Annotated in this window: 19 protein-coding genes; 13 read left to right on the forward strand and 6 right to left on the reverse strand. The window is 57.0% G+C overall.

Annotated elements, in window-relative coordinates:
* Window position 1: 1 nt before the first annotated feature.
* On the forward strand, window positions 2-790 hold the full coding sequence (locus tag F4X08_09380) for a phytanoyl-CoA dioxygenase family protein (protein ID MYD26009.1): 789 nt from the start codon (window positions 2-4) through the stop codon (window positions 788-790).
* Here F4X08_09380 and F4X08_09385 read toward each other — a convergent pair.
* From F4X08_09385 to F4X08_09395, 3 genes are all read right to left on the reverse strand, one after another.
* Window positions 744-2,504 (reverse strand): hypothetical protein, encoded by a 1,761-nt coding sequence (locus tag F4X08_09385; GenBank protein ID MYD26010.1) that lies wholly within the window; start codon window positions 2,502-2,504, stop codon window positions 744-746. The two genes, F4X08_09380 and F4X08_09385, sit on opposite strands and share 47 nt — an antisense overlap.
* Before the next feature lie 201 nt (window positions 2,505-2,705).
* Window positions 2,706-4,472, reverse strand: a complete 1,767-nt coding sequence (locus tag F4X08_09390) for a hypothetical protein (protein MYD26011.1) — start codon at window positions 4,470-4,472, stop codon at window positions 2,706-2,708.
* 6 nt (window positions 4,473-4,478) lie between these two features.
* Window positions 4,479-5,312, reverse strand: coding sequence for a phytanoyl-CoA dioxygenase family protein (locus F4X08_09395; protein ID MYD26012.1), 834 nt, complete (start codon window positions 5,310-5,312; stop codon window positions 4,479-4,481).
* 161 nt (window positions 5,313-5,473) lie between these two features.
* Between F4X08_09395 and F4X08_09400 the strand changes: the two genes are divergently transcribed.
* On the forward strand, window positions 5,474-6,700 hold the full coding sequence (locus F4X08_09400; GenBank protein ID MYD26013.1) for an amidohydrolase/deacetylase family metallohydrolase: 1,227 nt from the start codon (window positions 5,474-5,476) through the stop codon (window positions 6,698-6,700).
* A gap of 416 nt (window positions 6,701-7,116) precedes the next feature.
* On the forward strand, window positions 7,117-8,268 hold the full coding sequence (locus tag F4X08_09405) for a mandelate racemase (GenBank protein MYD26014.1): 1,152 nt from the start codon (window positions 7,117-7,119) through the stop codon (window positions 8,266-8,268).
* Between the two features lie 43 nt (window positions 8,269-8,311).
* On the opposite strand, the gene F4X08_09410 is transcribed toward F4X08_09405, so the two are convergent.
* From F4X08_09410 to F4X08_09420, 3 genes are read right to left on the reverse strand one after another with little or no spacing between them, the layout of a single operon-like run.
* Complete coding sequence (locus F4X08_09410) at window positions 8,312-9,166, reverse strand: phytanoyl-CoA dioxygenase family protein (protein ID MYD26015.1); 855 nt, start codon at window positions 9,164-9,166, stop codon at window positions 8,312-8,314.
* A complete protein-coding gene (locus F4X08_09415) occupies window positions 9,145-10,083 on the reverse strand; it encodes a hypothetical protein (GenBank protein ID MYD26016.1) in 939 nt (312 codons plus the stop codon). Before F4X08_09415 ends, F4X08_09410 begins: the two co-directional genes overlap by 22 nt.
* A gap of 22 nt (window positions 10,084-10,105) precedes the next feature.
* On the reverse strand, window positions 10,106-10,885 hold the full coding sequence (locus F4X08_09420) for a 4-hydroxy-2-oxovalerate aldolase (GenBank protein ID MYD26017.1): 780 nt from the start codon (window positions 10,883-10,885) through the stop codon (window positions 10,106-10,108).
* 415 nt (window positions 10,886-11,300) lie between these two features.
* On the opposite strand from F4X08_09420, the gene F4X08_09425 reads away from it, so the two are divergent.
* The 10 genes from F4X08_09425 to F4X08_09470 all read left to right on the forward strand — a co-directional run bounded on the left by F4X08_09425 (window position 11,301) and on the right by F4X08_09470 (window position 24,873).
* Window positions 11,301-11,594, forward strand: a complete 294-nt coding sequence (locus F4X08_09425; protein ID MYD26018.1) for a HigA family addiction module antidote protein — start codon at window positions 11,301-11,303, stop codon at window positions 11,592-11,594.
* A 77-nt stretch (window positions 11,595-11,671) separates the two neighbouring features.
* Window positions 11,672-12,997 (forward strand): ATP-binding protein, encoded by a 1,326-nt coding sequence (locus F4X08_09430; GenBank protein ID MYD26019.1) that lies wholly within the window; start codon window positions 11,672-11,674, stop codon window positions 12,995-12,997.
* 190 nt (window positions 12,998-13,187) lie between these two features.
* On the forward strand, window positions 13,188-15,170 hold the full coding sequence (locus F4X08_09435; GenBank protein MYD26020.1) for an SAM-dependent DNA methyltransferase: 1,983 nt from the start codon (window positions 13,188-13,190) through the stop codon (window positions 15,168-15,170).
* Entirely contained in the window at window positions 15,149-16,396 is a 1,248-nt protein-coding gene (locus tag F4X08_09440) for a restriction endonuclease subunit S (protein MYD26021.1), read from the forward strand. Before F4X08_09435 ends, F4X08_09440 begins: the two co-directional genes overlap by 22 nt.
* 1 nt (window position 16,397) lies before the next feature.
* Entirely contained in the window at window positions 16,398-17,717 is a 1,320-nt protein-coding gene (locus F4X08_09445) for an AAA family ATPase (protein MYD26022.1), read from the forward strand.
* Complete coding sequence (locus F4X08_09450) at window positions 17,714-18,364, forward strand: TIGR02646 family protein (GenBank protein ID MYD26023.1); 651 nt, start codon at window positions 17,714-17,716, stop codon at window positions 18,362-18,364. The genes F4X08_09445 and F4X08_09450 overlap by 4 nt, the downstream gene beginning before the upstream one ends.
* Window positions 18,361-21,927 (forward strand): type I restriction endonuclease subunit R, encoded by a 3,567-nt coding sequence (locus F4X08_09455; GenBank protein MYD26024.1) that lies wholly within the window; start codon window positions 18,361-18,363, stop codon window positions 21,925-21,927. The genes F4X08_09450 and F4X08_09455 overlap by 4 nt, the downstream gene beginning before the upstream one ends.
* Before the next feature lie 208 nt (window positions 21,928-22,135).
* Window positions 22,136-22,732: a hypothetical protein gene (locus F4X08_09460; GenBank protein MYD26025.1), complete on the forward strand. Its 597-nt coding sequence runs from the start codon at window positions 22,136-22,138 to the stop codon at window positions 22,730-22,732.
* 54 nt (window positions 22,733-22,786) lie between these two features.
* Window positions 22,787-23,038, forward strand: a complete 252-nt coding sequence (locus F4X08_09465) for a type II toxin-antitoxin system Phd/YefM family antitoxin (protein ID MYD26026.1) — start codon at window positions 22,787-22,789, stop codon at window positions 23,036-23,038.
* Window positions 23,039-23,124: 86 nt separating this feature from the next.
* Window positions 23,125-24,873, forward strand: a complete 1,749-nt coding sequence (locus F4X08_09470; protein MYD26027.1) for a hypothetical protein — start codon at window positions 23,125-23,127, stop codon at window positions 24,871-24,873.
* Window positions 24,874-24,890 lie beyond the last annotated feature (17 nt).

Genomic DNA, 24,890 nt, shown 5'->3' on the forward strand with positions numbered 1-24,890 from the left:
TATGACCGCCGAGACGCTGTTGTCACAAGATCGGAAAGCCGCCTTCAGCCGGGACGGCTATTTCATCGCGGAAGCGTTTCTGACCCCGGACGAAGTCGAATCCATCCGGCGCGAGATCACGGCGATCGTGGACCGGTACCCGGACGTCCCGGAGGAACTGGTGCAGATCGAGCCGGCCGTACGCCGCGGTGCGGTAACGCCCGAATCCAGGGAGCTGGGTGTGAGGAAGCTATTCCGGATGACCCGCCACAGCGAGCTGTTCCACGCCCTGGCCCTCCATCCCAGAATGGTGGGTATCGCCGTCGAACTGATCGGGCCGGACGTTGCCCTGTTTCAGAGCATGCTGTTGATGAAACCGCCCCGGTTCGGTGGCCAGAAGGTCTGGCACCAGGACAACGCCTACTTCCGCCTGGAACCCAACGATGTTTTTGGATTCTGGATCGCCCTCGACGACGCCGACGTGGCGAACGGATGCATGCACGTCATTCCGGGGTCGCACCGCGCGGGGATCGGAGAACACGGGGGGGTGGCGGACGATTACGGGCTGTCTTCGGCGCCCACGGCGGACGACGCGGTGGCCTGTGTCATGAAGTCCGGGGACGCTCTAGTGTTCCACGGCGAGACCTACCACTACACGCCGCCGAATACGTCCGACCGGCGCCGAAGGGCGCTCCAGTACCACTACGCTTCCACGCACTGCCGGTCAACGAAAGACAGTCCGTTCAAGTCCACTGAACCCGAGGTTATCGTGGCGGGGGCGGGGGCGGTCGCACGTCCACCTGAAGGGTGACGATATCGGTATCGTGGTATTGCTGGTGGTGCACCGACGACGCGTAGTGTCTTAAGAGACGGAGTGATATTTCCAGTTCTTCCGGCGTCTCCACGGCTCTTTCGTCCCCGAGCAGTTCGATCCTGTCCTGCAGGTTTCCCTCGCCGGTCGCCGCGACCAGTTCGAGGACCGCGCTTTCGCCCTCCCGGTGTGCAACAACCAGCAGCCGCCGGGGCTGGCTGTGCTCACCGTCCCGTGGAATCAGCGCCAACAGCGTTTCTTCGCTCGCGGCCATAAGCCGGTCCGCCGTCCCCTTGTCCCAGCCCTGGCGGCGGGCAAATCCTTCAAGGAACGCACGGATCTTCGGAAGCGCGGCAAGATCGAAGTCCGACTCCATCCGGTGACGACGGGGGGAGGTAATTTCCAGAAAAAGCGTCATGAGTATCGCGGCCAGTCCGCCGGCCGTCATGCCGTTCCGCAGGAGTCCGCCCGCGAAGTCGGAGACCAGCGCGGGAAAGATCGCGTCATTCTGAAAACCAACGCCGATCCAGAAACCCACCCCGACGACCAGCCCCTTCCGGTAGTCGATCCCATCCTGTAAGACCAACTTCATGCCGATGACGAACAGCATGGAAAGCAGCACGATCAGAAAGCCGCCGGCCACGGGATCCGGAATGGCGAGGACTACCGCCAGGAACTTCGGGATAAACGCGACCAGGACAAAGGCCAGCCCCACGACCACGCCGACCATGCGGGAAGCCACGCCGGTCAACTCGGTCACCGCGATACTCGAGGAATAGGTCGTGTTGGGCACCGTGCCCATAAGACCGGACAGGAGGTTGCCCAGTCCGTCCGCGGCCACCGCGCCCTGAACGGCCCGATAATCCACTGCCCGCGGCCTGCGCCACGAAACGCGCTGGATCGCGACCGAGTCACCGATCGTTTCCACGGCGCCGACCAGCGTTACGAACATGAAGGCGGGAAGCAGCGCCCAGAAGGCGGGACCGAAAGAGAGATCGATGCCCGGCCAACTCCCGTCCGGAAGCCCCAGCCAGGAAGCGGCGGCGACCCTACCGGCATCGTACAGACCGAAGTATCCGCCCACGATGGACCCAACGGCGACGCCGATCACGGGCGCCCAGAGGCGCAGCGACGACTTCGCCTTCAACGCGATGCCGAGGGTGACCAGCACGGTGGCCAGGGCCGTGACTGCCGCGGACGAGGACGGCATGCCTTCCGGTACCCGATTCAGCATGTCGAACGCGATGGGCATCACCGTGACCGAGATCAGCATGATGACCGTCCCGGAGACCGCCGGCGTCAGAATCCTGCGCAACAGGGAAAGGCGTGCGGACAGCAGGAACTGGAACAGCGATGAGATGATGATGAGCGTCGCCATCAGCGCGGGGCCGCCTTGCGCGAGCGCCCCGATGCAGACCGCGATAAAGCTGCCCGACGTACCCATCATGAGTACGTAGCCCGCGCCGATGCGGCCGACTCGAATGGCCTGAATAACCGTGGTCGTGCCGCTGATCGCCGCCGCGGCGAACACCCCCCAGGTCAGGAAGGATTCGCTGGCGCCGCCGGCCCGGCTCACGATGGCCACGGTCAGGACCACGCCCCCGACCGTAAGCAGGGCGATCTGGAGTCCCAGTCCGATGGTCAGGAGAAGCGGTGGACGTTCGTCCGCTTCGTAGCGTACGCTTGACTGGCGGGCTGAAGCATCTGTGTTCATGCAGGGTCCTGTCGTAATCCAGCGCTACAGCCTTGTTACCGCAGAGACTGGAATCGGTTTGTCGACGGGGTCTGGAAAATGCTCACAGGGTTAGGAAAATAAATGCACGTGCCATCGAGTCAAGGCATTCCATTGTAGATAAATCCGGCGTACACCGCTGGCGTATACCGCTGGCGTACACCGGGCGCGCCGATCGGTCCGCTATCGACGTGATGCGTCCGGATCCGGCTGCCGGACTTCGACCTGGAGGGTGATGATATCCGTGTCGTGGTACTGCTGATGGTGGACCGAAGTAGCGAAGTGCCTCAGGAGGCGCAGCGACACCTCCATTTCCTCGGGCGTTTCCACGGCTCGCGCGTCGCCAAGCAGCTCGATCCTGTCCTGGAGGTTGCCTTCGCCGGTGGCCGCGACAAATTCCAGGATCGCTCTCTCGTCCTCCCGGCGTACGACCAGGAGCAGCCGACGGCGCTGGCCGGTCTCGCTTTCCCGTGGATTCAGCGTCAACAGCGTTTCCTCGCTGGCCGCCACGAGCCGGTCCGCCGTCTCCTTGGCCCAGCCCTGCCGGATGGCGAATGCTTCCAGAAATGCCCGGATCTTCGACAGTGCCGCGAGATCGAAGGCGGCCTCCATCCGGTACCGGCGGGGAGCGGCCAGTTCCAGGAACAGCGTCATGAGGATCGCCGCAAGCCCTCCTGAAGTCATCCCGTTCCGCAGGAAACCGCCCGCGAAGTCGGCAACCAGCGCCGGATAGATCGCGTCGTTCTGAAAACCCACACCGATCCAGAAGCCAACCCCGACGACTAGCCCCTTTCGGTAGTCGATCCCGTCCTGCACGACCAGCTTCATGCCGATGAGGAAGAGGATGGCCAGCAGCACGAGCAGGAAACTGCCGACGACCGGATTCGGTATGGCGAGGACCACCGCCGGGACCTTCGGCACAAACGCGACGAGGATATAGATGATCCCAACGACCAGCCCGACCGTGCGGGAGGCTACGCCGGTCAGTTCCGTCACCGCGATGCTCGAGGAGTAGGTGGTGTTGGGAATCGTGCCCAGCAGACCGGAAAGGATGTTGCCCGTGCCGTCCGCGGCCAGGGCGCCCTGCACCGCCCGGTAGTCCACGGCCCGGGGCCGGCGCCACGATATGCGCTGGATCGCGACCGAGTCACCGATCGTATCGACGGCATCCACCAGTGTTACAAACAGGAAAGCGGGCACCAGCGCCCAGAATGCGGTGCCGAAGGAGAGATCGATACCCGGCCAGTGGCCGTCCGGCAGTCCGAGCCAGGCCGCGGCGATCACGCGCTCCGTGTCGTACAGGCCATAGTATCCGCCTACGATGGATCCCGTGACCATGCCGATAACAGGCGCCCATAGCCTCAGCGACGACTTCGCCTTCAATGCGATGACTATGGTGACCAACAGGGTAGCGAGCACCATAACGGGTGCGGACGACTCGGGGAACCCTTCGGGAACATCGCCCAGCATCCTGAAGACGACGGGCGTGATCGAGACCGGGATCAACATGATGACCGTACCGGTGACGACCGGCGTCAGGATCCGGCGAAGCAGCGAAAGACGGGCGGAAAGCAGGAACTGGAAAAGCGACGAGACGATGATGAGGGTTGCCATCAGCGCGGGACCGCCCTCCAGCACGGCTGAAATGCAGATCGCGATGAAACTGCCCGACGTGCCCATCAGGAGCACGTAGCCTGCTCCGATGCGTCCTACGCGCAAAACCTGGATGATCGTGGTCGTTCCGGTGATGATGGCAGCGGCGAAAACCGCCCATACTAGATAGTCCTCGCCGGCGCCTCCGGCGCGGCTCACGATGGCGACTTTCAGGAACACGCTACCCACGGTGAGCAGGGCGAACTGGAGACCGAGTCCGATGGCCAGGAGAAACGGAGGTCTTTCGTCCGCCTCGTATCGAACGCCGGACTGGTGGTTTGGGCTATCGTTGACCATGGACCATTAAGCCAGTTCGAACAGCCGCTGCCAGGCTTCGTGCCCGGTGGCGACCTTCTCAGGATGCGACCGGCTGCGGGCGATAAAGCCCGGGACATCGTCCCTTCCGGTGGGCTTTCGCCAGTCGCTATACCGGATATCCAGGCTCCATCGTATGTGATCAGAGTAATTTGGCGCGGAACGATGCACCGTGGTGTGCTGCAGCAGGAGCACGCCGCCCCTGGGAATGGGACAGGATACCCGCTCTCCTGCAGGCAGGGCGCCGGGAACGATGTTCTCGGGTGAATCGTCGAACGGTAGGCGTTCGCTGCGGTGGCTGCCGCGGATGACCTCCAGGCAGCCGTTGTGTTCGTCCGTATCCACCAGCGGCAGCCAGAAATTAACCATGAACGTCTGCATCACGTCCGGATCCAGGAACCCGATGTCCTGGTGCCAGTCTACGACGGAAGTCCGGTCCGGAAGCTTGGCCCGGGAGTTGAACTGGGGGTGGACGAGGATCTCCGGGCCGATGAGGGATTCGACCACGTCCAGGATCTCGGGCAGGGTCATGACGTGAAACATCCCCGCGGTTTTCCGTTTTCCCAGCACGGCTTCGAGCAATTCACGACACTGGCCGTCCATGGCCTCATGGATCCGGTATAGTCTCCGCTCGAAGGGTTCGCCTGCAAACCGTTCCGACAGCCTCCCTTCCGCGTGATACCGCTCCGCCCACGCATCGACGACCTGGTTCAATTCCGCGATCAATGGATCGAGCGAAGCGGGGTCGAACAGCCCTTCGATGGGCAGGAAGCCGTCTTCGAGATACTGGTTTTTCTGGTGGTCGGTCAGAGCGCTCGCCATGGCGCGAATCCTTCAGGTGGCTGGACCGGCTTAATTCCATCGGGGTTATGTCCATTGATGCGACAAAACGATATGATTATACTTTTCAAATGTCAACAACTAGGGCGCTGAAAGGAATCAGGACCGCGGCGTCCGAATGAAACCGATACCGGAGGATTTTCATGGCTTTCGACCTGGTGCTGTCGGGCGCGACGATTGTCGATCCCTCCCAGCAGAAGAACGGAAGAGGCGACGTAGGGATCACTAACGGCAGAATCGCCGCGATTTCCGATCGTATTGAAGCCGGCGCGCACACGACCATCGACGTTTCGGGTAAGTATCTTACGCCCGGCTGGATCGACCTGCACGCCCATGTTTACGCCGGCGCTACGACCTTCGGCATCAAGGCCGACGCCCTCTGCCTGGCCACCGGCGTGACGACGATCGTAGACGCCGGAAGCCCGGGATGGACGAACCTGCGCGGCTTTCTCGAGTACATCATCGAACCGTCCCGGACCGAAGTGCTCACCTTCGTCCATATCAGCAGCATCGGGCTCCTGAATTCCATGCGCGGCGAGATGGAGGACATCAAGAACGCCGATCCCGAACACACGGCCCGGGTCATTTCCATGTGGCCGCAACACTGCGTGGGCGTCAAGGTCCGTCAGGGGGCCTTCCAGGTGGGAAGCCACGGCGTGGAACCGCTCCGTCGGGCCATCGAAGCGGCCGAAATGGTGGACACCCGGGTCATGGTCCATATTGACAAGGGTGTCGCTCTGCCGGATATCCTGGAACTTCTTCGTCCGGGCGATATCGTGACCCACTGCTACCAGGGCAAGGGAGATCACATCCTCGGCGACGACGACCGGGTGATTCCGGAAGTATACGACGCAAGAAAGCGCGGCGTGTTCTTCGACCTGGGCCACGGCGCCGGGAGCTTTCATTACGGTATCGCGAAGCGCGCGGTCGAACTGGGATTCCTGTCCGACGTGATCAGCACGGACCTGCACGTCTACAGCCTGAAGTCCCCGGTGCACAGCCTGCCCGAAACGGCCTCGAAACTGCTGAACATGGGGCTGGATTTCGAGGAGATCGTACGACAGACGACCATCAATCCCGCACGTATCCTGAAACGCTCGGATGAAATCGGAACGCTGAAGGAAGGAAGCGTCGCCGACATCGCCGTTTTCAGCGTGGAGGAGGGGCATTATACCTTTACCGATGCCCACGGCAGGGAGGAAACCGGCGGAAGCATGATCACGCCGCAACTTACCGTGCGGGCCGGTCGGGTTTATTATCCGGATGACGTGAAAGAAGAGGTCAAGGAGACGGAGCGCCGGGCCCAGGAAATGGTAGATATCACCGGGGTGCCCTACGGGGCCATTCGGGACATCAGGAAGGTGAGGTGAACCCGAAATCAATGTGCATTTCGGCGGCGAATATCCGAGGGTTTATACTGCGGATTAGTTTAGTACGATTAGTACTATAGTTATTAATATTACTTTTGATAATAATGTTACGATCAATATCAACACGAATCAGATAAGACTGATGAAAAAGTAGACCGGACGGAATGAAAGGGCAAAAGGACTGAAGAAGGAAGTGGAAATGCCGAGACGCGGGAAAGTGGAAGCGCGGATGACGCCGCAAATGAGCGATAGTACGTTTCGTATTAAAGAAGAATGGAGAGCCGGACCTGACCAAAAAACGCACTGGATGAAAGAAGACTGGATGAAAAGAAGGATGAAACCGGAATCCGCCCCATGAAACCACACCTGAAACCTTTTTCCAACCCAGTAACCCATCCCGAGGGAGGCTGCCGGCTATGACCCCGAAAATCACTAAAATCGAAACCGTTGTTTTTCAGTACACCGTCGAAAACATGGGCGTGGACTATAACGGATTTAACCTGGTGTACGAGAAAGGCGCCACGCGCAAGCTCGGCGGTGGCCTGTTGCGGATACACACCAACCTGGGGATCGTCGGCGAATACCTGGGCGGTCCCTCGCCGTCGGGACCGGCGGTCCAGTACCTGCTGGGCAGCAATCCTTTCGAACGGGAAAAGACCTACAATGATCTGAAGCGCGGGCTGCGGCACACTGACCGCACCCAGATCGGCGCGGTGGACGTGGCGTTGTGGGACTTCGCGGGCAAGTACTACAACGCGCCCGTCTACCAGTTGCTGGGCGGTTACAGGACCTCCCTGCCGGCTTACGCGAGCACGTACCACGGCGACGAAAACGGTGGGCTGCATACGCCCGAGGCCTTCGCGGACTTCGCCGAACAGTGCCGGGACCTGGGATACCGCGCCTTCAAGATCCATGGCTGGGGCAACGCCCCCATCGAGCGCGAGGTCGCCAACGTGAAAGTCACGGGAAAGCGCGTGGGAGACGGCATGGACCTCATGATCGATCCCGCCTGCGAATACAATACCTGGGCGGACGCGCTCAAGGTGGGCCGGGCCTGCGACGAAGCCGGATTCTTCTGGCTGGAGGATCCCTACAAGGACGGCGGCGTGTCCATATTCGGCCACAAGAAGCTGCGGGAACACATCACCACGCCGATTCTGCAGACCGAGCATATCTTCGGCCTGGAGCAGCACGTCGATTTCGTCGTCAACGGGGGAACGGACTTCGTGCGGTCCGGAGTCTACGAGGACGGCGGCATCACCGGCGTGATGAAGATCGCCCACGCGGCCGAGGGACTCGGGCTGGACATGGAACTCCACGGCGGCGGCCTCGCACACCGCCATATCATGGCATCCGTCCGGAACAGCAACTACTACGAACTGGGGCTCGTGCATCCCGGGATTAAGAAGACCAAGCCGCACGTTTACGCGCCCGAATTCACCGATGAGCTCGAGAACATCGATGAACACGGATGCGTTCCCGTCCCCCAGGGTCCGGGTCTGGGCGCCGAGATCGATCGGGACTACATCGAGGCGCATCGGGTGAACACGATCGTGCACGAGGCGTAGACGGACAGGAGGAGTGATCGCGCCCGCGTCTACGCAACCGCTTCTACGCGCTTGCCAGCATTTCTCGTACCCGCTTGACGACCTGTTTCTCGTCGCGGGTCATTTTCTCCAACTCGTACATGTCGTCCGAGAGCTTCCCGCGGTGCTCCTCCAGTGGATACAGGTGGGGCAGGTCGAAGAACCAGCTAAAGACGTACCGCTGGAAGATGTTCAGGCGGGGATAGTCCCGGGTCCACGGACTGGCGTTGTGCAACAGACGGGTAGAGAAGATGATGACGTCCCCCGCCTTCATGGGGATCGTAATCGAAGTGGGAGGATCGTGCTCGACGGGTAGACCTTCCGGCTCGGGAATCGTGGATTTATGGCTGCCGGGGACCAGGCAGAATCCCGTGCCGGGCGGCACGTCGGCCAGGGCGACCCAGGTGGCCAGGTGGCTGCAGTAGATCTCGCCGTCCGCCACCTGGAAATCGTTGTTGGGATTGCGGAATCCGTGGGTGACCTTGACCCCGTCGTCATCCCGGTGAAAGCGCAGTTCTTCCGGGCCCTTGACCATGTGGGTGAATACGCAGTGCATCAGGCGGGGACAACCCCAGGTCAACCCGGCTACCACGCGGATGATCTCCGGGTTCATGTTGAGCCGCTGGAACACCTCGTGGCCGTAGTGGATATGGCCGATATGGGTCTTGTTCGGCTCCTGGCGCCCCCGCTTGAGTGGAGCGGGAATGTCCTTCTCGTCCGCGGTCAGCCAGCCGTCCAGGACCGGGCGCATCTCGGACAGGTCGGCGTCCGGAACGACGCCAGGCAGCAGCAGGTAGCCCTGCAGCTCGAAATGCCACTTCTCTTCCGGTGTCAGGAAAGGCACCGGGGTCTGTGTCGTCATACCCGTTCCAGTCTCCATACGTCCGACCCCATGTGACTGCCCGCGACGACCCAGAGCGCATCGCGGTACACGAAGACACTGGCCGCGTGCCGGGCCGGCCAGGGCGTGTCCGGTACTTCGAACCAGTCTGTGCCGTCGGACGAGTACCAGACGTCATTCAGGTTAACGCCGTTCCAGCCCGCCAACACCCACATCCGGCCGTCGAACACGGCGGTCCCATGATACTGCCGCGGCGACCAGGGTGCGTTACGGCTGTGGCACGCCCAGTGGACGCCGTCGGACGTACTCCACACATCATTGTGAAACGTCCGATCGGGCGTGTCCGGCGTTTCGTACGTACCGCCGCCGAGTACCCAGAATCGACCTCGATGCACGACGCTTCCGCCCACCATCCCGCGGGGCGCCCACCTGGGCTTGTTCGACTCTAGCCTCGTCCAATCTGATCCGTCCGCCGAGACCCACACGTCATCGTAGAAACGGTCCTTGCCACCGGCTAAACCGGGCATGGTCTGGCCGCCCCAAACCCAGAGTCTGTCCATCCAGGCCGCTGCGCCGTGCAGCACGCGGGGCGACCAAGGGGCTTCTTCGAGCACGCAGTGCCAGTCCCGACCGTTGGCCGACGACCAGACATCGCCCTGGTGATACCCCTGGTTGGCGTCGCCGCCGATCAGCCACATGCGACGGTCGTGAACGGCGTATCCGCCCGTGTGTCTGCCCGCCCAGTCCCGTTTCGGATCGAAGGATTCGTCGACGTAAGTGTTGGGTTTTAGCGGCGACCAGTCCCGCCCGTCGGTGGACCGCCAGACATCATTGCTGCAGACCCTGGGGAAATGGAGCTTGTCGCGCGGATTCCAGCCGCCGATCAGCCACATGGCGTTGTCGAAAACCAATGCGCCGGCCCCGTCGCGGGGTGCGAAGGGGGCACGGGCAGTCACCTGCGTCCAATGATAGTCCAAATCACGCGCCCGGTATCGCGTCCAGGTCTTTACTGCATTGCTCCAACACGCCCATCAGGCTGAAATCGCCGCCCCATGGCACGAGACTGGCGCCCAGGCCGCGGTAGTGGGCGACCTGTTCGGGGCTGCCCGCCGTGATGCCCCAGGCCTTGCCGTGCCGTTCGGCCGCATCCGACACCCGGGAAATGGCATCGTCCAGCGTCCAGTTGACATTGGGGTCGGTTTCCAGGCGATGCGTCAGGTCGGCGGGGCCGATGAATACCACGTCGATGCCCTCCACGGCCGCGATGGCGTCCACGTTGCGCAGCCCTTCCACGGTCTCGATCTGGCCGACGATGAAGGTCTCCCGATTGGCATCTTCGAAGTAAGTCGTTCCTTCTTTCCACACCTCGATACCGAAATCACCGTCAATGCCAGCGCCGTCGATGCCCCGGTTGCCCAGGGGAGGGAACTTCGCGCAGTCGACGACGTGGCGCGCGACGTCCGCAGTCGACATGAAAGGGATCATGAAACCCGTGGCGCCGTCTTCCAGATACCGGTACAGGTGAGTCCTTTCCAGGGTCGGCGGACGCACCATGCAGTCGATGTCGTGCTGCTTGCACATGGCCAGAATGGACTGGACCTCCCGGGCATCCATGGCGCGGTGTTCCAGGTCGAACCAGAGGCCGTCGTATTTGAAGTGGGCTGCATAGCGAATGTAGAAGGGCAGATAGTGGCCGAGACCGGCCATCCGGACGAAGCCGGAGGAGCTAAGCTTGGACAGGACCTTGCTCTTGCGCATGCCGGATCCTTTCGGGGAAACCGCAGGAAATGGAGTCAGGATCGAAAAGCGACCGTCTGGCAGTGAATCAGTGCGGAGATTATCCACGTCCCGCGGTGCGGTGTCAAGGCCTATTGGCTACCATAGACTGACAGTACGGGAATCGAGAACTATTCGTACAGGCTAACTGCTTATGCGGGTTAACCGTGCTTAACCTTTGATAAAACTGTCCTCAGCCTGGACAGCACGGAGTTGGAGTACAACGTGCTTGTTGCTTATCGATATACGATATATATTGAAATTACGATCAGTTTATAAGACTAATACGACGTAAGAATATGGTATACTGAGAGAGTCAATACAGCGCCACGATCAACAATCGTAAAATGTATACGAGGTAGAGATTGTCGACTGATATTAGAAGGAGAATCCTGCCATGACGTGCCTAGACCCGGTTCACCCAGGGGTGGTGCTCAAGCACGACTTCATGGATCCTATGGGCCTGTCTTCTAATGCGTTGGCCAAGGCAGTAGGGGTAACGCCGGCCAGGATAAATGAGATCGTGCGCGGCCGTCGGGGTATATCTGCCGAAACGGCACTGCGCCTTGCTAGGTATTTCAACACGGACGCACAAAGCTGGATGAATCTACAGGTAAGATACGATCTGGCACTTGCAGAACGCATAGCTGCTTCAGACCTACTGGCCATTAAGCCGTATGACGTGGCATAATGTCAGGACGAGAGTAATCTGATCATAAACTTCATGTTCAAAAACATCCTCGACAGGGAATCCAGGAGGATTTGTTAATGGCCTTTATCAATGATCGGCTCGAACAACTCCTCAATGAGGAAGAAGGATCTGCACTTGATTTCAAGAGAGACCAGTATCCGTTTGAAGGAGCCGACAACAATACCAAAAGCGAATTACTCAAGGATATACTTGCCTTTGCTAATACTCTACGTCCAGTCACGGCTTTCATTCTAATCGGAGTGGAAGAGGTAAGGGAAGGACACAACCGAGTTGTGGGCGTAAACTGCCACTTGGACGACGCAGAACTTCAACAGTTCGTGAATAGCAAAACACAAAAACCAGTGATATTCTCATATCGATGTTACGGAGTAAATTGCCGCTATATCGGCGTTATTGAAATACCTGCTCAGGAAGGTCCGATTTATCTTACAAAGGGGTTTGGTAAACTTGAAGCAGAAAAAGTGTATGTCAGACGAGGTAGTTCGACCGATATAGCTTCCCCCGAAGAGATCGTACAAATGGGTACTATGAGGCAGTCTCGTGTCGGCGCAGGACAGGTAATATCTACAGCACAACAGCGACTGGAGCATTGGCATAAATCGGGAGAGGATCGTTTCCGCCATATACTGACTGACTCCAACGGAGTCAACTGGCCAGTTTCGATCATGGACCACCACTACCAGTTCAGTTACTTGATCTCTACAGAAAACGATGAAGTTGTAAATACCGATACACTGAAAAGAGTGCTGCAAGAAGTGGTGTCTAGAATTCATCATCCGAGTTTTGTCTGGCGTATGTTTGATCCACTTAATCAATACCCGGACAATGTAGCGAAATTCGTACCTGAAAATACCGATGGATCAGGTAAAGATGTCATTGAAGTTAATCTTACAGCAGATCCCAGCTTCGACACTTCACTCCCAGATTTCTGGCGGGTGACACCGGACGGTCGAGCTTCTCTTATTCGAGCCTACAGGGAGGACCGCCAATACAATGCCGTGAGCACAGGCAGAAGTGCAGGTACTTGGCTGTCGCCGAAACTGTTGATTTTAGAAGTCGCAGAGCTCGTAGCCCATGCAAGGCTGTTCGCACATCATTTCAATTCGGCAACGAGCATATTGTTTCTTTGTACGTGGACAGGCTTAGCGGGTCGAATGCTCGATGATTTTCGACCTGATTACCACTTAACGAGATACAATTATCAATCAAGGTCAAACCTACGTATTACCCAGAATAGATGCACGTTATCGGAGTCGACAACTGACTGGAAGACAATTGTGATCGGACTCGGTCGTCCGGTGCTTCGTCTTTTTGATTTTCCAGACTGTGACCAAGCCTTCGTAGAAGAGTGTTGCCACGGACTGTCAATACAAGGTGAGTGAGGGTTTACCGCAGAACGTTGCGAGCCCTAAAGAACAAACGGGTAGAGGCATAGAACGGCTTGACCCTGATTTATAGCATCCGTATTTTGCGGATCAAAGACTCCTTTTTAGAACCCATTTCAAAATTACACCAGTTGGTACCTTAATGCGCTAATGGTCCGGGGTTTTCAGTACCAAGTGTATAGTCCATATGCCTGACCACAGCTACTTCTCCAACCTAATCTGGCAGATTGCCGACCTGCTGCGCGGTCCCTATCGCCCGCCACAATACGAGCGTGTCATGCTACCGATGACTGTGCTTCGGCGTTTCGACTGCGTACTCGCTCCGACTAAGCCCGCTGTCCTAGCTGAGTATGAGCGCTGGCGTGGAAGACTCCAAGGCGACGCGCTCGACGCAAGACTAAACAAAGCAGCCGGACAACGCTTCCATAACCACTCCCAGCTTGATTTCGAGAAACTGAGAGGTGACCCGGACAACGTCGCCCGGCACCTCGCCAGCTATATACAGAGCTTTTCGTCTAACGTGCGACGCATCTTTGAGTACTTCGAGATTGAAACCGAGATCGAAAAGATGCAGGAATCCAACATCCTGTACCTCGTTCTATCAAAGTTCTCGGACGTTAACCTGCACCCCAATGACGTTCCAAACGATCAAATGGGACTCATCTTCGAGAATCTAATCCGTAAATTCAACGAGTTGGCTAACGAGACCGCTGGCGATCACTTCACGCCGCGTGAAGTGATTCGGCTCATGGTAAACATCCTCTTCATCCACGATGACGAACTACTCGCCACACCTGGCACCGTGCGCAAGCTTCTTGACCCTGCTTGTGGTACCGGCGGTATGTTGGCCGAGGCACAAAACTACCTGCGAGAGCACCACAGCGCTGCACAGCTTTATGTATACGGACAGGACTACAACAGTCGCGCTTTCGCCACCGCTGCATCTGACATGCTGATGAAGCAGGTTAATCACAATGGCGGCGGCGAAATATACTTTGGCGACAGTTTCACCGAAGATCGGGTCGAGAATGAAACCTTCGACTACTTCCTCACCAATCCACCTTACGGCGTGGACTGGAAAAAACAGAAAAACAAAATCCAAGAAGAGCATGATAAGTTCGGGTTCGAGCGTCGATTCGGTGCCGGGCTCCCGCGTGTGAACGACGGTTCATTTCTGTTCCTGCAACACATGGTTCATAAATTCGAACCTGTGTGCCCAGACAAGCACAAACACGGTTCGCGACTAGCCATCGTGTTTAGCGGCTCGCCTCTCTTTACCGGCGGCGCCGGATCGGGCGAGAGCGACATTCGCAAATGGATCATCGAGAACGACTGGCTCGAAGGTATCATTGCACTGCCAGAGCAGATGTTCTACAACACCGGTATTGGCACCTACATATGGGTTATTACCAATCGCAAGGAAAAACGCCGTGAAGGCAAGATTCAACTGCTCGACGCACGAGACCTATGGACTGCGGGTGGGAGCGAGGAAAATAGGCGCAGTCTTGGGGATAAGCGTCGTCATATCTCTAAGGACCAAATAGAGGAGATCGTGCAACTATACGGTCGCTACGAAAACAACGACCGCTCCTTGCTTTTCGACAATGTTGACTTCGGCTACACGCGTCTGACCGTAGAGCAACCCCTGCGCTTGCGCTACCAAATGACCATTGAAGACAAAGCCCGTTTTCTCGATGCGTGCCCCTACCTGCTCGACGATGTGCAAGAAATCGATAAGACGCTAGGACGTGAACCGAAACTCGATTGGAACGCAACATGGAAGAGAATCGCCGATCTCCTACGTGTGCGTCAATCGCGTTGGAAGAAGGCTGAACAGAGGCTTTTCCGGGATGTTTTCACTGAAAAGGACCCAAAGGCCGAGGCGGTAAAGAAGGATGCCCGGGAAAATAGCTACGAGCCCGACACTGAATTGCGCGACTTTGAAAACGTGCCACTTAAAGACGATATCGACGCGTATTTCGAGCGTGAAGTGCGCCTCCACATCCCTGACGCCTGGATGGACCGTGACAAAGAAAAGGTAGGTTATGAAATCAATTTCAACCGCTACTTTTATAAGTACACCCCTCCACGTCCACTTGAGGAAATCGACGCAGACCTGAGGGAGGCAGAGGATGAGATTATGCGGCTATTGGGGGAGGTAATGGCGTGAGAACGGACCATAGTCCGCAACTTCGTCATGTCTTTTTGGTAACAAGCGGAGCCACACCAGCAAGCGGGAATCCTGAGTACTGGGACGGCGAGATTCCTTGGGTCACGCCGGAGGATTTGAGTAATAGGAAAAGCTATTGGCTTCAGAATACTCGCCGAAAGATTACACATGCTGGTTACGAGTCCTCTGGTGCAACAATGGCTCCCGCCTCTTCGATTGTACTATCGAAGAGAGCGCCGATCGGGCAACTCGCAGTGCTCAAGCAGTCTGCGTGTTCGAACCAAGGCTGCTTTCTGCTAACGCCGCGATACGACGCCGACACGCGGTTTTACTACTACTGGCTCTCCTGCAAAGTCAGACTTCTCCAGGCTCTTGGCCGTGGTTCAACTTTCATGGAAATCAGCGCGGATGACCTAAGGTCGATTCGTATTCCCACCCCTTCTCCGCGCCAGCAACGCACCATTGCCAACTACCTCGACCGCGAGACGGCGCGGCTAGATGCGCTGATTGCCGAAAAAGAGCGGTTGCTGCACTTACTGGCTGAGAAGCGACGTGCGCTCATCACCCGCGCAGTCACCCTTGGTCTCAATCCAGATATCCGGCTCCGAGACTCCGGTATAACTTGGCTTGGAGAGATTCCAGCACATTGGGAGACTGAACGCGCTAGATGGTTGTTCAGGGAACGTGATGAGCGCTCTGATACAGGAGCAGAATATCTCCTCACTGTATCGCACCTCACCGGGGTGACTCTTCGTTCAGAGAAGGACGTCAACATGTTCGAAGCGGCGAGTAAAGAGGGGTATAAGATCTGCTTCTCGGGTGATCTCGTAATCAATACAATGTGGGCGTGGATGGGCGCGATGGGAGTGTCGCCCTTAGACGGTATCGTTAGTCCGTCCTATAACGTCTACGAACCTGGAGATCGTCTTGATCCAAGTTACATCAATGCCCTGGTCCGCTTATCGGCGTTCGCTCAGGAAGTAATGCGATATTCAAAGGGGGTATGGTCATCCCGGCTTCGCCTCTATCCGGAAGGTTTTTTCGCGATTGCACTTCCTGTACCCCCGGTCAGCGAGCAGAACGAAATCGTAGCTCACATTGCAAATGAGACCTGTAAGTCGGATCAGTTGCGCACCGCGACCGAAAGGACTGTAGTGTTGCTCAAAGAGCGCAGGGCGGCACTCATCTCAGCGGTAGTTACCGGCCAAATTGATGTGGGACAATAACATGGAAATCAACTCGCTGAAGCTTGCCAACATCCGTGCAATTGAAGCTGCTGAATTTCGTTTTCAGGCTGGATTCAACTTGATCGTCGGAGCTAACGGCGTAGGAAAAAGTACCGTTTTGGATGCGCTGCGAATCTGCCTATCTCGGATACTCCCCTTGGCGACAGATTCTCGTGCAAAGGCGATGTCGTTCGATATCAGCGACATACGTAACAACTTTCCGTTCTTGGATGCGGAACTGTCAATGACAATTGGTTGTGAGAAGTTTCGTTTTACGCGACGCCAGTGGCGCGATGTGTTTGCGGCAGATAATGCCGAATACCTCAAGAAACTCAGACGGAAGATTATGGAGTCAGAACGGCTACGTGACCGAGCACGAAGTCTTCTACGTGAACTTGAGGAACCCCATGGGGTTTCTGACTCTGACACCTTTGCGCCGTCAAAGTCAGAACTTAAGAACACCGCCTACGCTGCTTCGGTTGCCCCAAACTGTGTTTTTTTCTCTACCAATCGATCCGTGGTTTCAAATTCTAAAGTAACCAAATCGAGGACGGCTGGAGGTAAGTCAGCAGCTTATGCAGAGGCTCTTGTCTCTCGACCGATGCACATCGCTCATTTTGCCAACTGGATGCGAGTTCAGGAGACTCTCGCAGAGGAGCAAAATGAAGCAAAGCGACATTTACAGGTGCTGCGATCGGCGGTAACTAGATTCCTGCCAAACTATGAGAGCCTTCGTCCTGACGACGAGAAATCAACACGTCTAATGATAAAACAGGGGGAGAACGAACTTGATGTGGGCCAATTGTCGGAAGGCGAGCGCGGTGTATTGACTTTAGTCCTTGACCTTGCTCGACGACTGTCCCAAGCAAATCCATCACTCGACGACCCACTACGGGAAGGTCATGCAATCATTCTGATCGACGAGATCGACCTGCACCTACACCCGAAGTGGCAGCGACAGATCGTTCACAAGCTTACTGAAACCTTTCCACTTTGTCAGTTCATTGCGACGACCCATTCGCCGCAGGTCATCGGCGAAGTGCCTCACGAATGCATCCAGATCATCGCGGAGGACGGTGAGGTCTATTCGCCAACTTACTCCTTTGGCGTCGATTCAAGCCGGGTCTTGGAAGAGATTATGGACGCGGATCCGAGAACATCGGAGGTGAGGGAACTACTGTCGCGGTTGTCTCAAGTGATTGGAAAAGAGCAGTTTAACCAAGCTCTCGGCCTGATAGACCAACTCGCCGTCCGCTTAGGAGACGACGACCCCGAAGTAACACGTCTACGTACCCTACTTGAATTCATGGAGGGGGAATGAGGACGATCACCAAAGGCGTCGAGCCTCCAAGTCTCATGCAGCATCGTTTGACGCGGTACTGCGACTACGGCAACTACGCAGACAAGGCCGTGCTTCGGGAGGCAATGGTGAGGGAGCAACGCGGGCTGTGTTGCTATTGCATGAGGCGGATTCACAGTGACACGACTACAATGAAGATTGAGCACTGGCGCTGCCAGAGTCGTTATCCGACGGAACAACTCAACTATCGCAATCTTCTCGCTGCTTGTTTGGGTGGTGAGGGCCGGCCACCACACCTCCAGCACTGTGACACGAAAAAGGGAGATAACGATATCCTATGGAATCCAGCTAATCCTTTACATCATATCGAAACGCGGCTTCGATATGATGTAGATGGCAGTATCCGATCAGATGATCCCACGTTTGACGCCCAACTCTGCCAGGTGCTGAACCTCAACCTCGCGCAACTAAAGAACAACCGAAAAGGCGTTCTCGATGCAGTTCTTGAATGGTGGCGTCACATGAAAGCAAAACTCAATGGTCCGGTACCGCGAATGAGGTTTGAACGGGAACGTGATCGGTGGCTCCCTCAGACAGGAGAACTAAAGCCATACTGTCAGGTCGTCATATCGTGGCTAGATCAGCGCTTGAAAAGAATGTCCACATGAGCAATTCTAGGCATTCGGAATCCGCCTTCGAAACCATCATCGAAACCCACTTACGCCAGGGCGGATACATTGCCATTGCTAAAGACGGCTTCGACCGCGAACGGGCAATCTTCCCTCAAACCGTACTCGCTTTCATCCGCGAAACCCAACCCTCTGAATGGGCCAGATTAGAAAAACTCCACGGCGACCAGACCGGCCAGCAGATTCTCTCGGACCTATGCAAGTGGATGGACACCAATGGCTCGCTTGCGACGCTCCGCCACGGCTTCAAGTGCTACGGTCGGACACTCTATGCAGCGTTCTTCAAAGCCGCCCACGAACTGAACCCAGAGCTTGAGGCCCGCTACGCAGCTAACCAGCTCGGAATCACTCGCCAACTCCGTTTCTCCCCTCAGTCGGAAAAGTCACTCGATGTAACACTGAGTCTGAACGGTATCCCTATCGCCACGGTGGAACTCAAGAACCCGCTTACCGGTCAGGCAGTAGCAGACGCGATCCACCAGTACCGGCGAGACCGCAATCCACGAGAGCCGATCTTCGAGTTCAAACGCCGCACGCTCGTACATTTCGCTGTCGATACCGAGTGCGTACGTATGACCACGCGCCTGGCCGGCGACGCAACTCACTTCCTGCCCTTTGACAAGGGATCCGAAGGCGGCACCGGGAATCCGCACGATCCGGCGGGTCGTAGCTATCGTACGGCCTATCTCTGGGAGGAAGTACTCGCCCGGGACAGCCTGCTCGACATACTCGCCCGGTTCATCCACTTGCAGACCGAAGAGAAGCGCGACGACCAGGGTCGCAAGGTGAAGGCAGAAACGATGATTTTCCCTCGCTATCATCAGCTTCATGCCGTTCGCCTACTGGTGCAGAAGGCTCGCTGCGAAGGCGTCGGCAACAACTATCTCATAGAGCATTCGGCCGGCAGCGGTAAAAGCAATACGATCGGCTGGCTCGCCCACCGTCTTGCTTCCCTGCACAACGAGTCAAACGAGCGTGTCTTCGACAGCGTGATCGTGGTGACCGATCGCGTTGTACTGGACCAGCAACTGCAAGACACGATCTACCAGTTCGAGCACAAGCTCGGTGTCGTACAGAAGATTGACGCGCATTCCCGGCAGCTTGCCGAGGCCCTGGGAAACGCTGTCCCTATTATCATCACCACGCTCCAGAAATTTCCGTTTGTTTCGCGGCAATTGCTCAAGATAGCCGAGGAGCACGGCGTTGAAGGGACAGGCGTACTGCCCACTCGACGCTGCGCCGTCGTCATCGATGAAGCGCACAGTTCGCAGGGTGGGGAGACGGCGACGGATCTCAAGGAGGTCCTTGGGGGTGAAGATCTCCAAGAGGAAGCTCGGAATCGCGCCGAGGAGGAAGGCCACGAGGATCAGGAGGAACTGTTCCGCAGCATGGCCAAGCGCGGTCGGCAGGCGAATCTGAGTTTCTTCGCATTCACGGCCACGCCCAAACATAAAACCCTTGCCGTATTCGGCCAGAATGGGGAACCAGTTCACCGGTACACGATGAGGCAGGCCATTGGGGAAGAGTTCATCCTCGACGTGCTCGAGAATTACACCACGTACGCGACATACTTCAAGCTGCTCAAAGCGTGCGAAGACGATCCGAACGTAGAGCGTAAGAAGGCGGCGCTTGCGCTCGCGCGTTTCTTACGCCTGCACCCGCACAATATAGCTCAGAAGACCGAGGTGATGGTCGAGCACTTCCAAGCGGTTACTCGGCATAAAATCCGCGGTCGGGCTAAAGCGATGGTCGTCACTGGATCCCGACTTGAGGCGGTACGCTACAAGCAGAGTTTTGATCGCTACATCAAGGAGAAGGGATACGCGATCAAAACCCTGGTAGCCTTCTCAGGAGAAGTCCGTGACGATAAGCTCCCGGAAGTAACGTACACCGAAGAGAAGATGAACTCCGGCATCCGGCAGAAGGAACTTCCCGAGAAGTTCGCGACCAAGGAGTATCAGGTGCTACTCGTCGCGGAGAAATACCAGACCGGTTTCGACCAACCGCTCCTGCACACGATGTACGTGGATCGGCGACTTGCCGGCATTCAGGCGGTCCAGACGCTCTCCCGGCTGAACCGTATCCATCCCCACAAGGAGGACACTTTCGTCCTCGATTTCGTAAATGACCGGGAAGAAATCCGCGAGGCGTTCAGTGTCTACTACGAAGGAACGGAGATGGGAGAGGAAGTGGACCCGGCACGTATGTATGAGGTCAAGGAAGAACTCGACGCATCTGGTATCTATCTCGGTGAAGAGGTTGAACAGTTTTGTGCCGTTTACTTCAAACCTAAAAAGCGTCATAACATTCAGGATCACCAAGCTATGAACGCCGCACTCGATCCTGCCGTAACGAGATTTGCAGATCATCGGAATGACGACGAGGCCGAGGCCGAACACTGGCGCGCAAAGGTACAGGCTTTTCGCAACCTCTACGGTTTCCTGAGCCAGATCATCCCATACCAGGATTCGGATCTGGAACGCTTGTACGTTTTCCTTCGCCACCTGGCCGCCAAGCTGCCCAAGCGTGGGACCGGTCCAGCCTATCGGTTTGACGACGAGGTGCGACTCGAGTATTACCGCCTGCAGAAAATTACTGAAGGCTCAATTTCCCCTACGGAAGGTGAATCGCGGGTGTTGGATGGACCGACCGAGGTCGGTAGCGGTGCCGCCCATGAGGAGTCGATGCCGCTTTCTCAGCTCATTGACGTTGTCAACGAACGCTTCGGTACCGATTTCAATCAGGCGGACCAACTCTTCTTCGATCAGATCGTCGAAGCGGCCATGAGCGACGAAAGACTGCGCCAAGCAGCCGCGGTGAATCCGGAGGACAAATTCGAACTGGTATTCAGGAATACGTTACAGCAACTCTTTGTCGAGCGTATGGACCAGAACGAGGAGATATTTGTACGCTTCATGAACGACCAGTCGTTTCAAAAGGTGGTCAACGAATGGCTTTCCTCTCAGACGTATCAGAAGCTTCGAAAGGTGGATGAGGAACCGCCTACCGCTGGATCTGGTATGTACCCACCCGAGTTGAACGTTGTAGCAGGTGACCCTGAAGAACGTTACGTCAACTGCGTACCCCTAGTGCCGCTCAGGATCGCAGCCGGTACCTTTAGCGATAAGCAGTACATAGAAGAACAGGATTTCGATTGGGTGGCCTTCAATACAAGCCATCGCCTACGACAGGGGATGTTCGTCGCACAGGTCGAGGGCGAGTCGATGTTGCCGACCATACCAGACGGTGCGTACTGCCTGTTCCGAGCCCCGGTGGAGGGTACTCGCCAGGGCAAGACCGTGCTGGTCCAACTAAGGGACGCCATCGACCCGGAAACAGGGGCACGCTTCACCGTCAAACGGTACGAAAGCGAAAAGGTGATGGAGGACGATTCATGGCAACACACCAAAATCACACTTAAACCAATTAACCCGGAGTTTAATCCTATCATTCTTACCGAGAGCGACGAAGGTGATGTAGCAGTAATAGCAGAATTTCTCGAAGTGGTAACCGCTCCCGATGAAGCAGATCGCGAAATCTAGCCGGATTCCAGGTACATCCTGGTCTTCGAAGCAGTCCTTAAAAACTAGCCCGCAGGTACATCCTCCATCCACTTGTAATGTCCTTCCGACGAGACGATCCCTCTATCGCAGTCACTCCTGTCATTTCGTGATCTTCGTTACATTCCTACGCATAGGTACTCAGTAATCGTGTTTACTACTGACACAATGTTGGCAAAGGAATACTTAAATGTTGTCAGAAGAGGAATTTAGACTGCAGGGTTATTCCACAAATTCTCTAGAGATGCTGGAAACAACAGAAGGACAGCTCAATGCTGTTTTTGCATGTTTCGGATCGGCGGCTCAGCACGGACAGTATTTCGAAAAAGCCCTTGGTGAGTTCATAGTTAAAATTAAGCATGTACTTGAGCCTGCTACACCAGAGAAGCACATACAAGCCGCCAAGAGTCGGCTTGCCAGAAAAACAATAGGACAACTCCTGAAAATCATGGGTAATCATGTACAGCCAGATGCGCAGTGGGTAACCGATTTACTGCTTAAAGCCCACAAAAGCCGAAACTTTCTTATACATCATTACTTCCTTGAGCGGGAGGACAGATTCAAGACGGCATCAGGACGTAAGGCTATGTTGAACGAACTATTGAATATCCAAAAACAGATAGAGGAAGCTACAGTCCTTGTTGATGGGATGCGCTTTGCAGTAACCGAACGAGTTCTGAATCGTGATTCGGATAGCAACGAAAGCGGGACGGCTTTATTTTCGATTGAGATCAGTATAAATGAAACCAAAAAACCTTGTAATGAAGGACTTGACTTAACCACATAAAAAACAAGCTAAGTCTCTAAACTCAGCCTGATTCTGAAACAGAGGAACGCAACCATGCGAATTGTAAACATGCACGAGGCCAAGACCCATCTGTCGAGGCTCGTCCGAGACGCTGAGAACGGTGAACCGTTTATCATTGCACGGGCCGGAAAACCCGTCGTAAAGGTCATATCCGTCGACACGGCGGATCCGGATACAGGCGTAACGCATCGGATAGGTTTTCTGGATGGCCAGTTTACCGTACCCGATGATTTTGACCACATGGGTTCAGCGGAAATCAAGAAGATCTTCGAGAACGAGCAGTGATCATTCTCCCCCAACAACGGTAGGGCGGGTCTTTCTTACCGGCGCACGCTCCTACAGTCCACAGCAAACAGAAAGACGTTAAACCGATGACATCCATATCCATAACCACCCCGATGCCACCGCCCGAATGGGCGCTCCTCCAAAAGGAATCCATGAAGGCTCAGGCCCGGGCCTGCGCATACTTCTACAGCCGTTACTTCGACGAGCAGGGATACATGCGCTGCGTGCCGCGCTGGGGCGGCGACGACGGACCCGACGATGCCATCGAGAACCTGACCGGCTGGCCGACACTCTACATGATGGGCGGCCCGGAGGAACTGCTCGCCATGAGCAACCTCGCGCAGGACGGACACATCAAACAGTACACCGAGGCGAAGACGGTCGACGTACCCTTCTGCCGGGACGGGATGTACTACAAGGAGTTCCCGGTGATGTTCGACTGGCTGCACAACGGCGAGAGCATGTCGGTCTTCGGGGACCTGGGTCTCTGCGACCCGGACGCCGAGGAATTCGAACGGCGGGTGCGCCTGTGGTCCGGGTTCTACATGGACGAGGATCCCGGTGCGCGGAACTACGACCCGGAACACCGGATCATCCGCAGCCTGTTCAATGGCAGCCGCGGGCCCATGCTCCGGAAGGCCGAGCCCATTGACTGGGCGGGCGATCCTATCGAGGAGGGCCGCTTCGTCCTGGCACACGGCGAGCGCAACTTTCAGGAGATGCTGGGCCATTTCAAGGACTACACCGACGTGATCGGCGACCATCCCTCCAACATGCTGGCCACGGGACTCGCCTTTAATGCCTATGCGCTGACGGGCGAGGACAAATTCAGGGACTGGATCCTGGAATACGTGGACGCCTGGGTGGAACGTACCCGGGCCAACGGCGGCATCATCCCCACCAATATCGGGCTGGACGGCGCCATCGGCGGTGCCTGTGACGGAAAGTGGTACGGCGGGTGCTACGGATGGGGATTCACGACCGTCGCCCCGCAGGACGGCCGGACCGTGCACCGCGACACGATCCACCTGGGCCTGTCGGGCTTCAGCCACGCGCTGCTGCTGACTGGGGACCGGTCCTATGCGGCGCCGTGGAGCGAGATGATCGATCTGATTAACGAGAACGGGCGGGAAGAAGACGGCCAGATGGTGTACCCCAACAAGTATGGGGACGACGGCTGGTACAACTTTACCCCCGGACCCTATAACGTCGGTGCGATGGAGACCTGGTACTGGTCGATGACCAAGGAAGCGCGGGCGCGCTGTGCCGATGATGCGTGGGTTCGTTACTTGTCCGGTGAACATCCCACGTATCCGGAAGAGGCATTGCAGGCCGACCTGGCGTCGGTCCGGCAGAAGGTGGAGTCGGTCCGCACCGATCCCTTGACACCGGACACGCGCCTGTCCGACAATACCAACGGCTTCAACCCCGCGACGCCGAACGCGCTGTTTCAGTTGACCATGGGCGGTCCTGCCCCGAAGCGCGCCCAGGCGGTCCACTGCATGTTCCGGTACTTCGATCTCGGTAGGCGCAGGCCCGGGCTGCCGGAAGACGTTGCGGCGCTGGTCGACGCGGTCGGCGATACGAGGTCGGCGGTGACGCTGGTCAACCTCAACCCGGTAGATCCTGAGGATATCATCATCCAGGGCGGCGCCTACCGGGAACACGCATTGAAATCGGTTTCGGTGGAAAGCAAGGCCGCGGAAGCGGACGGACGGACCGTGGAAGTGGCCGGCGACTATCTCAGACTGCGGCTCGCGCCCGGCTCCGAGGCCCGCCTCGAGATCTCCATGGAACGATTTGCGAACCAGCCGACGCTGGCATTTCCCTGGTAGATCCTGTGCTAGCGACC

The sequence above is a fragment of the Gemmatimonadota bacterium genome, from assembly GCA_009841265.1.
Lineage (GTDB): Bacteria > JAAXHH01 > JAAXHH01 > JAAXHH01 > JAAXHH01 > JAAXHH01.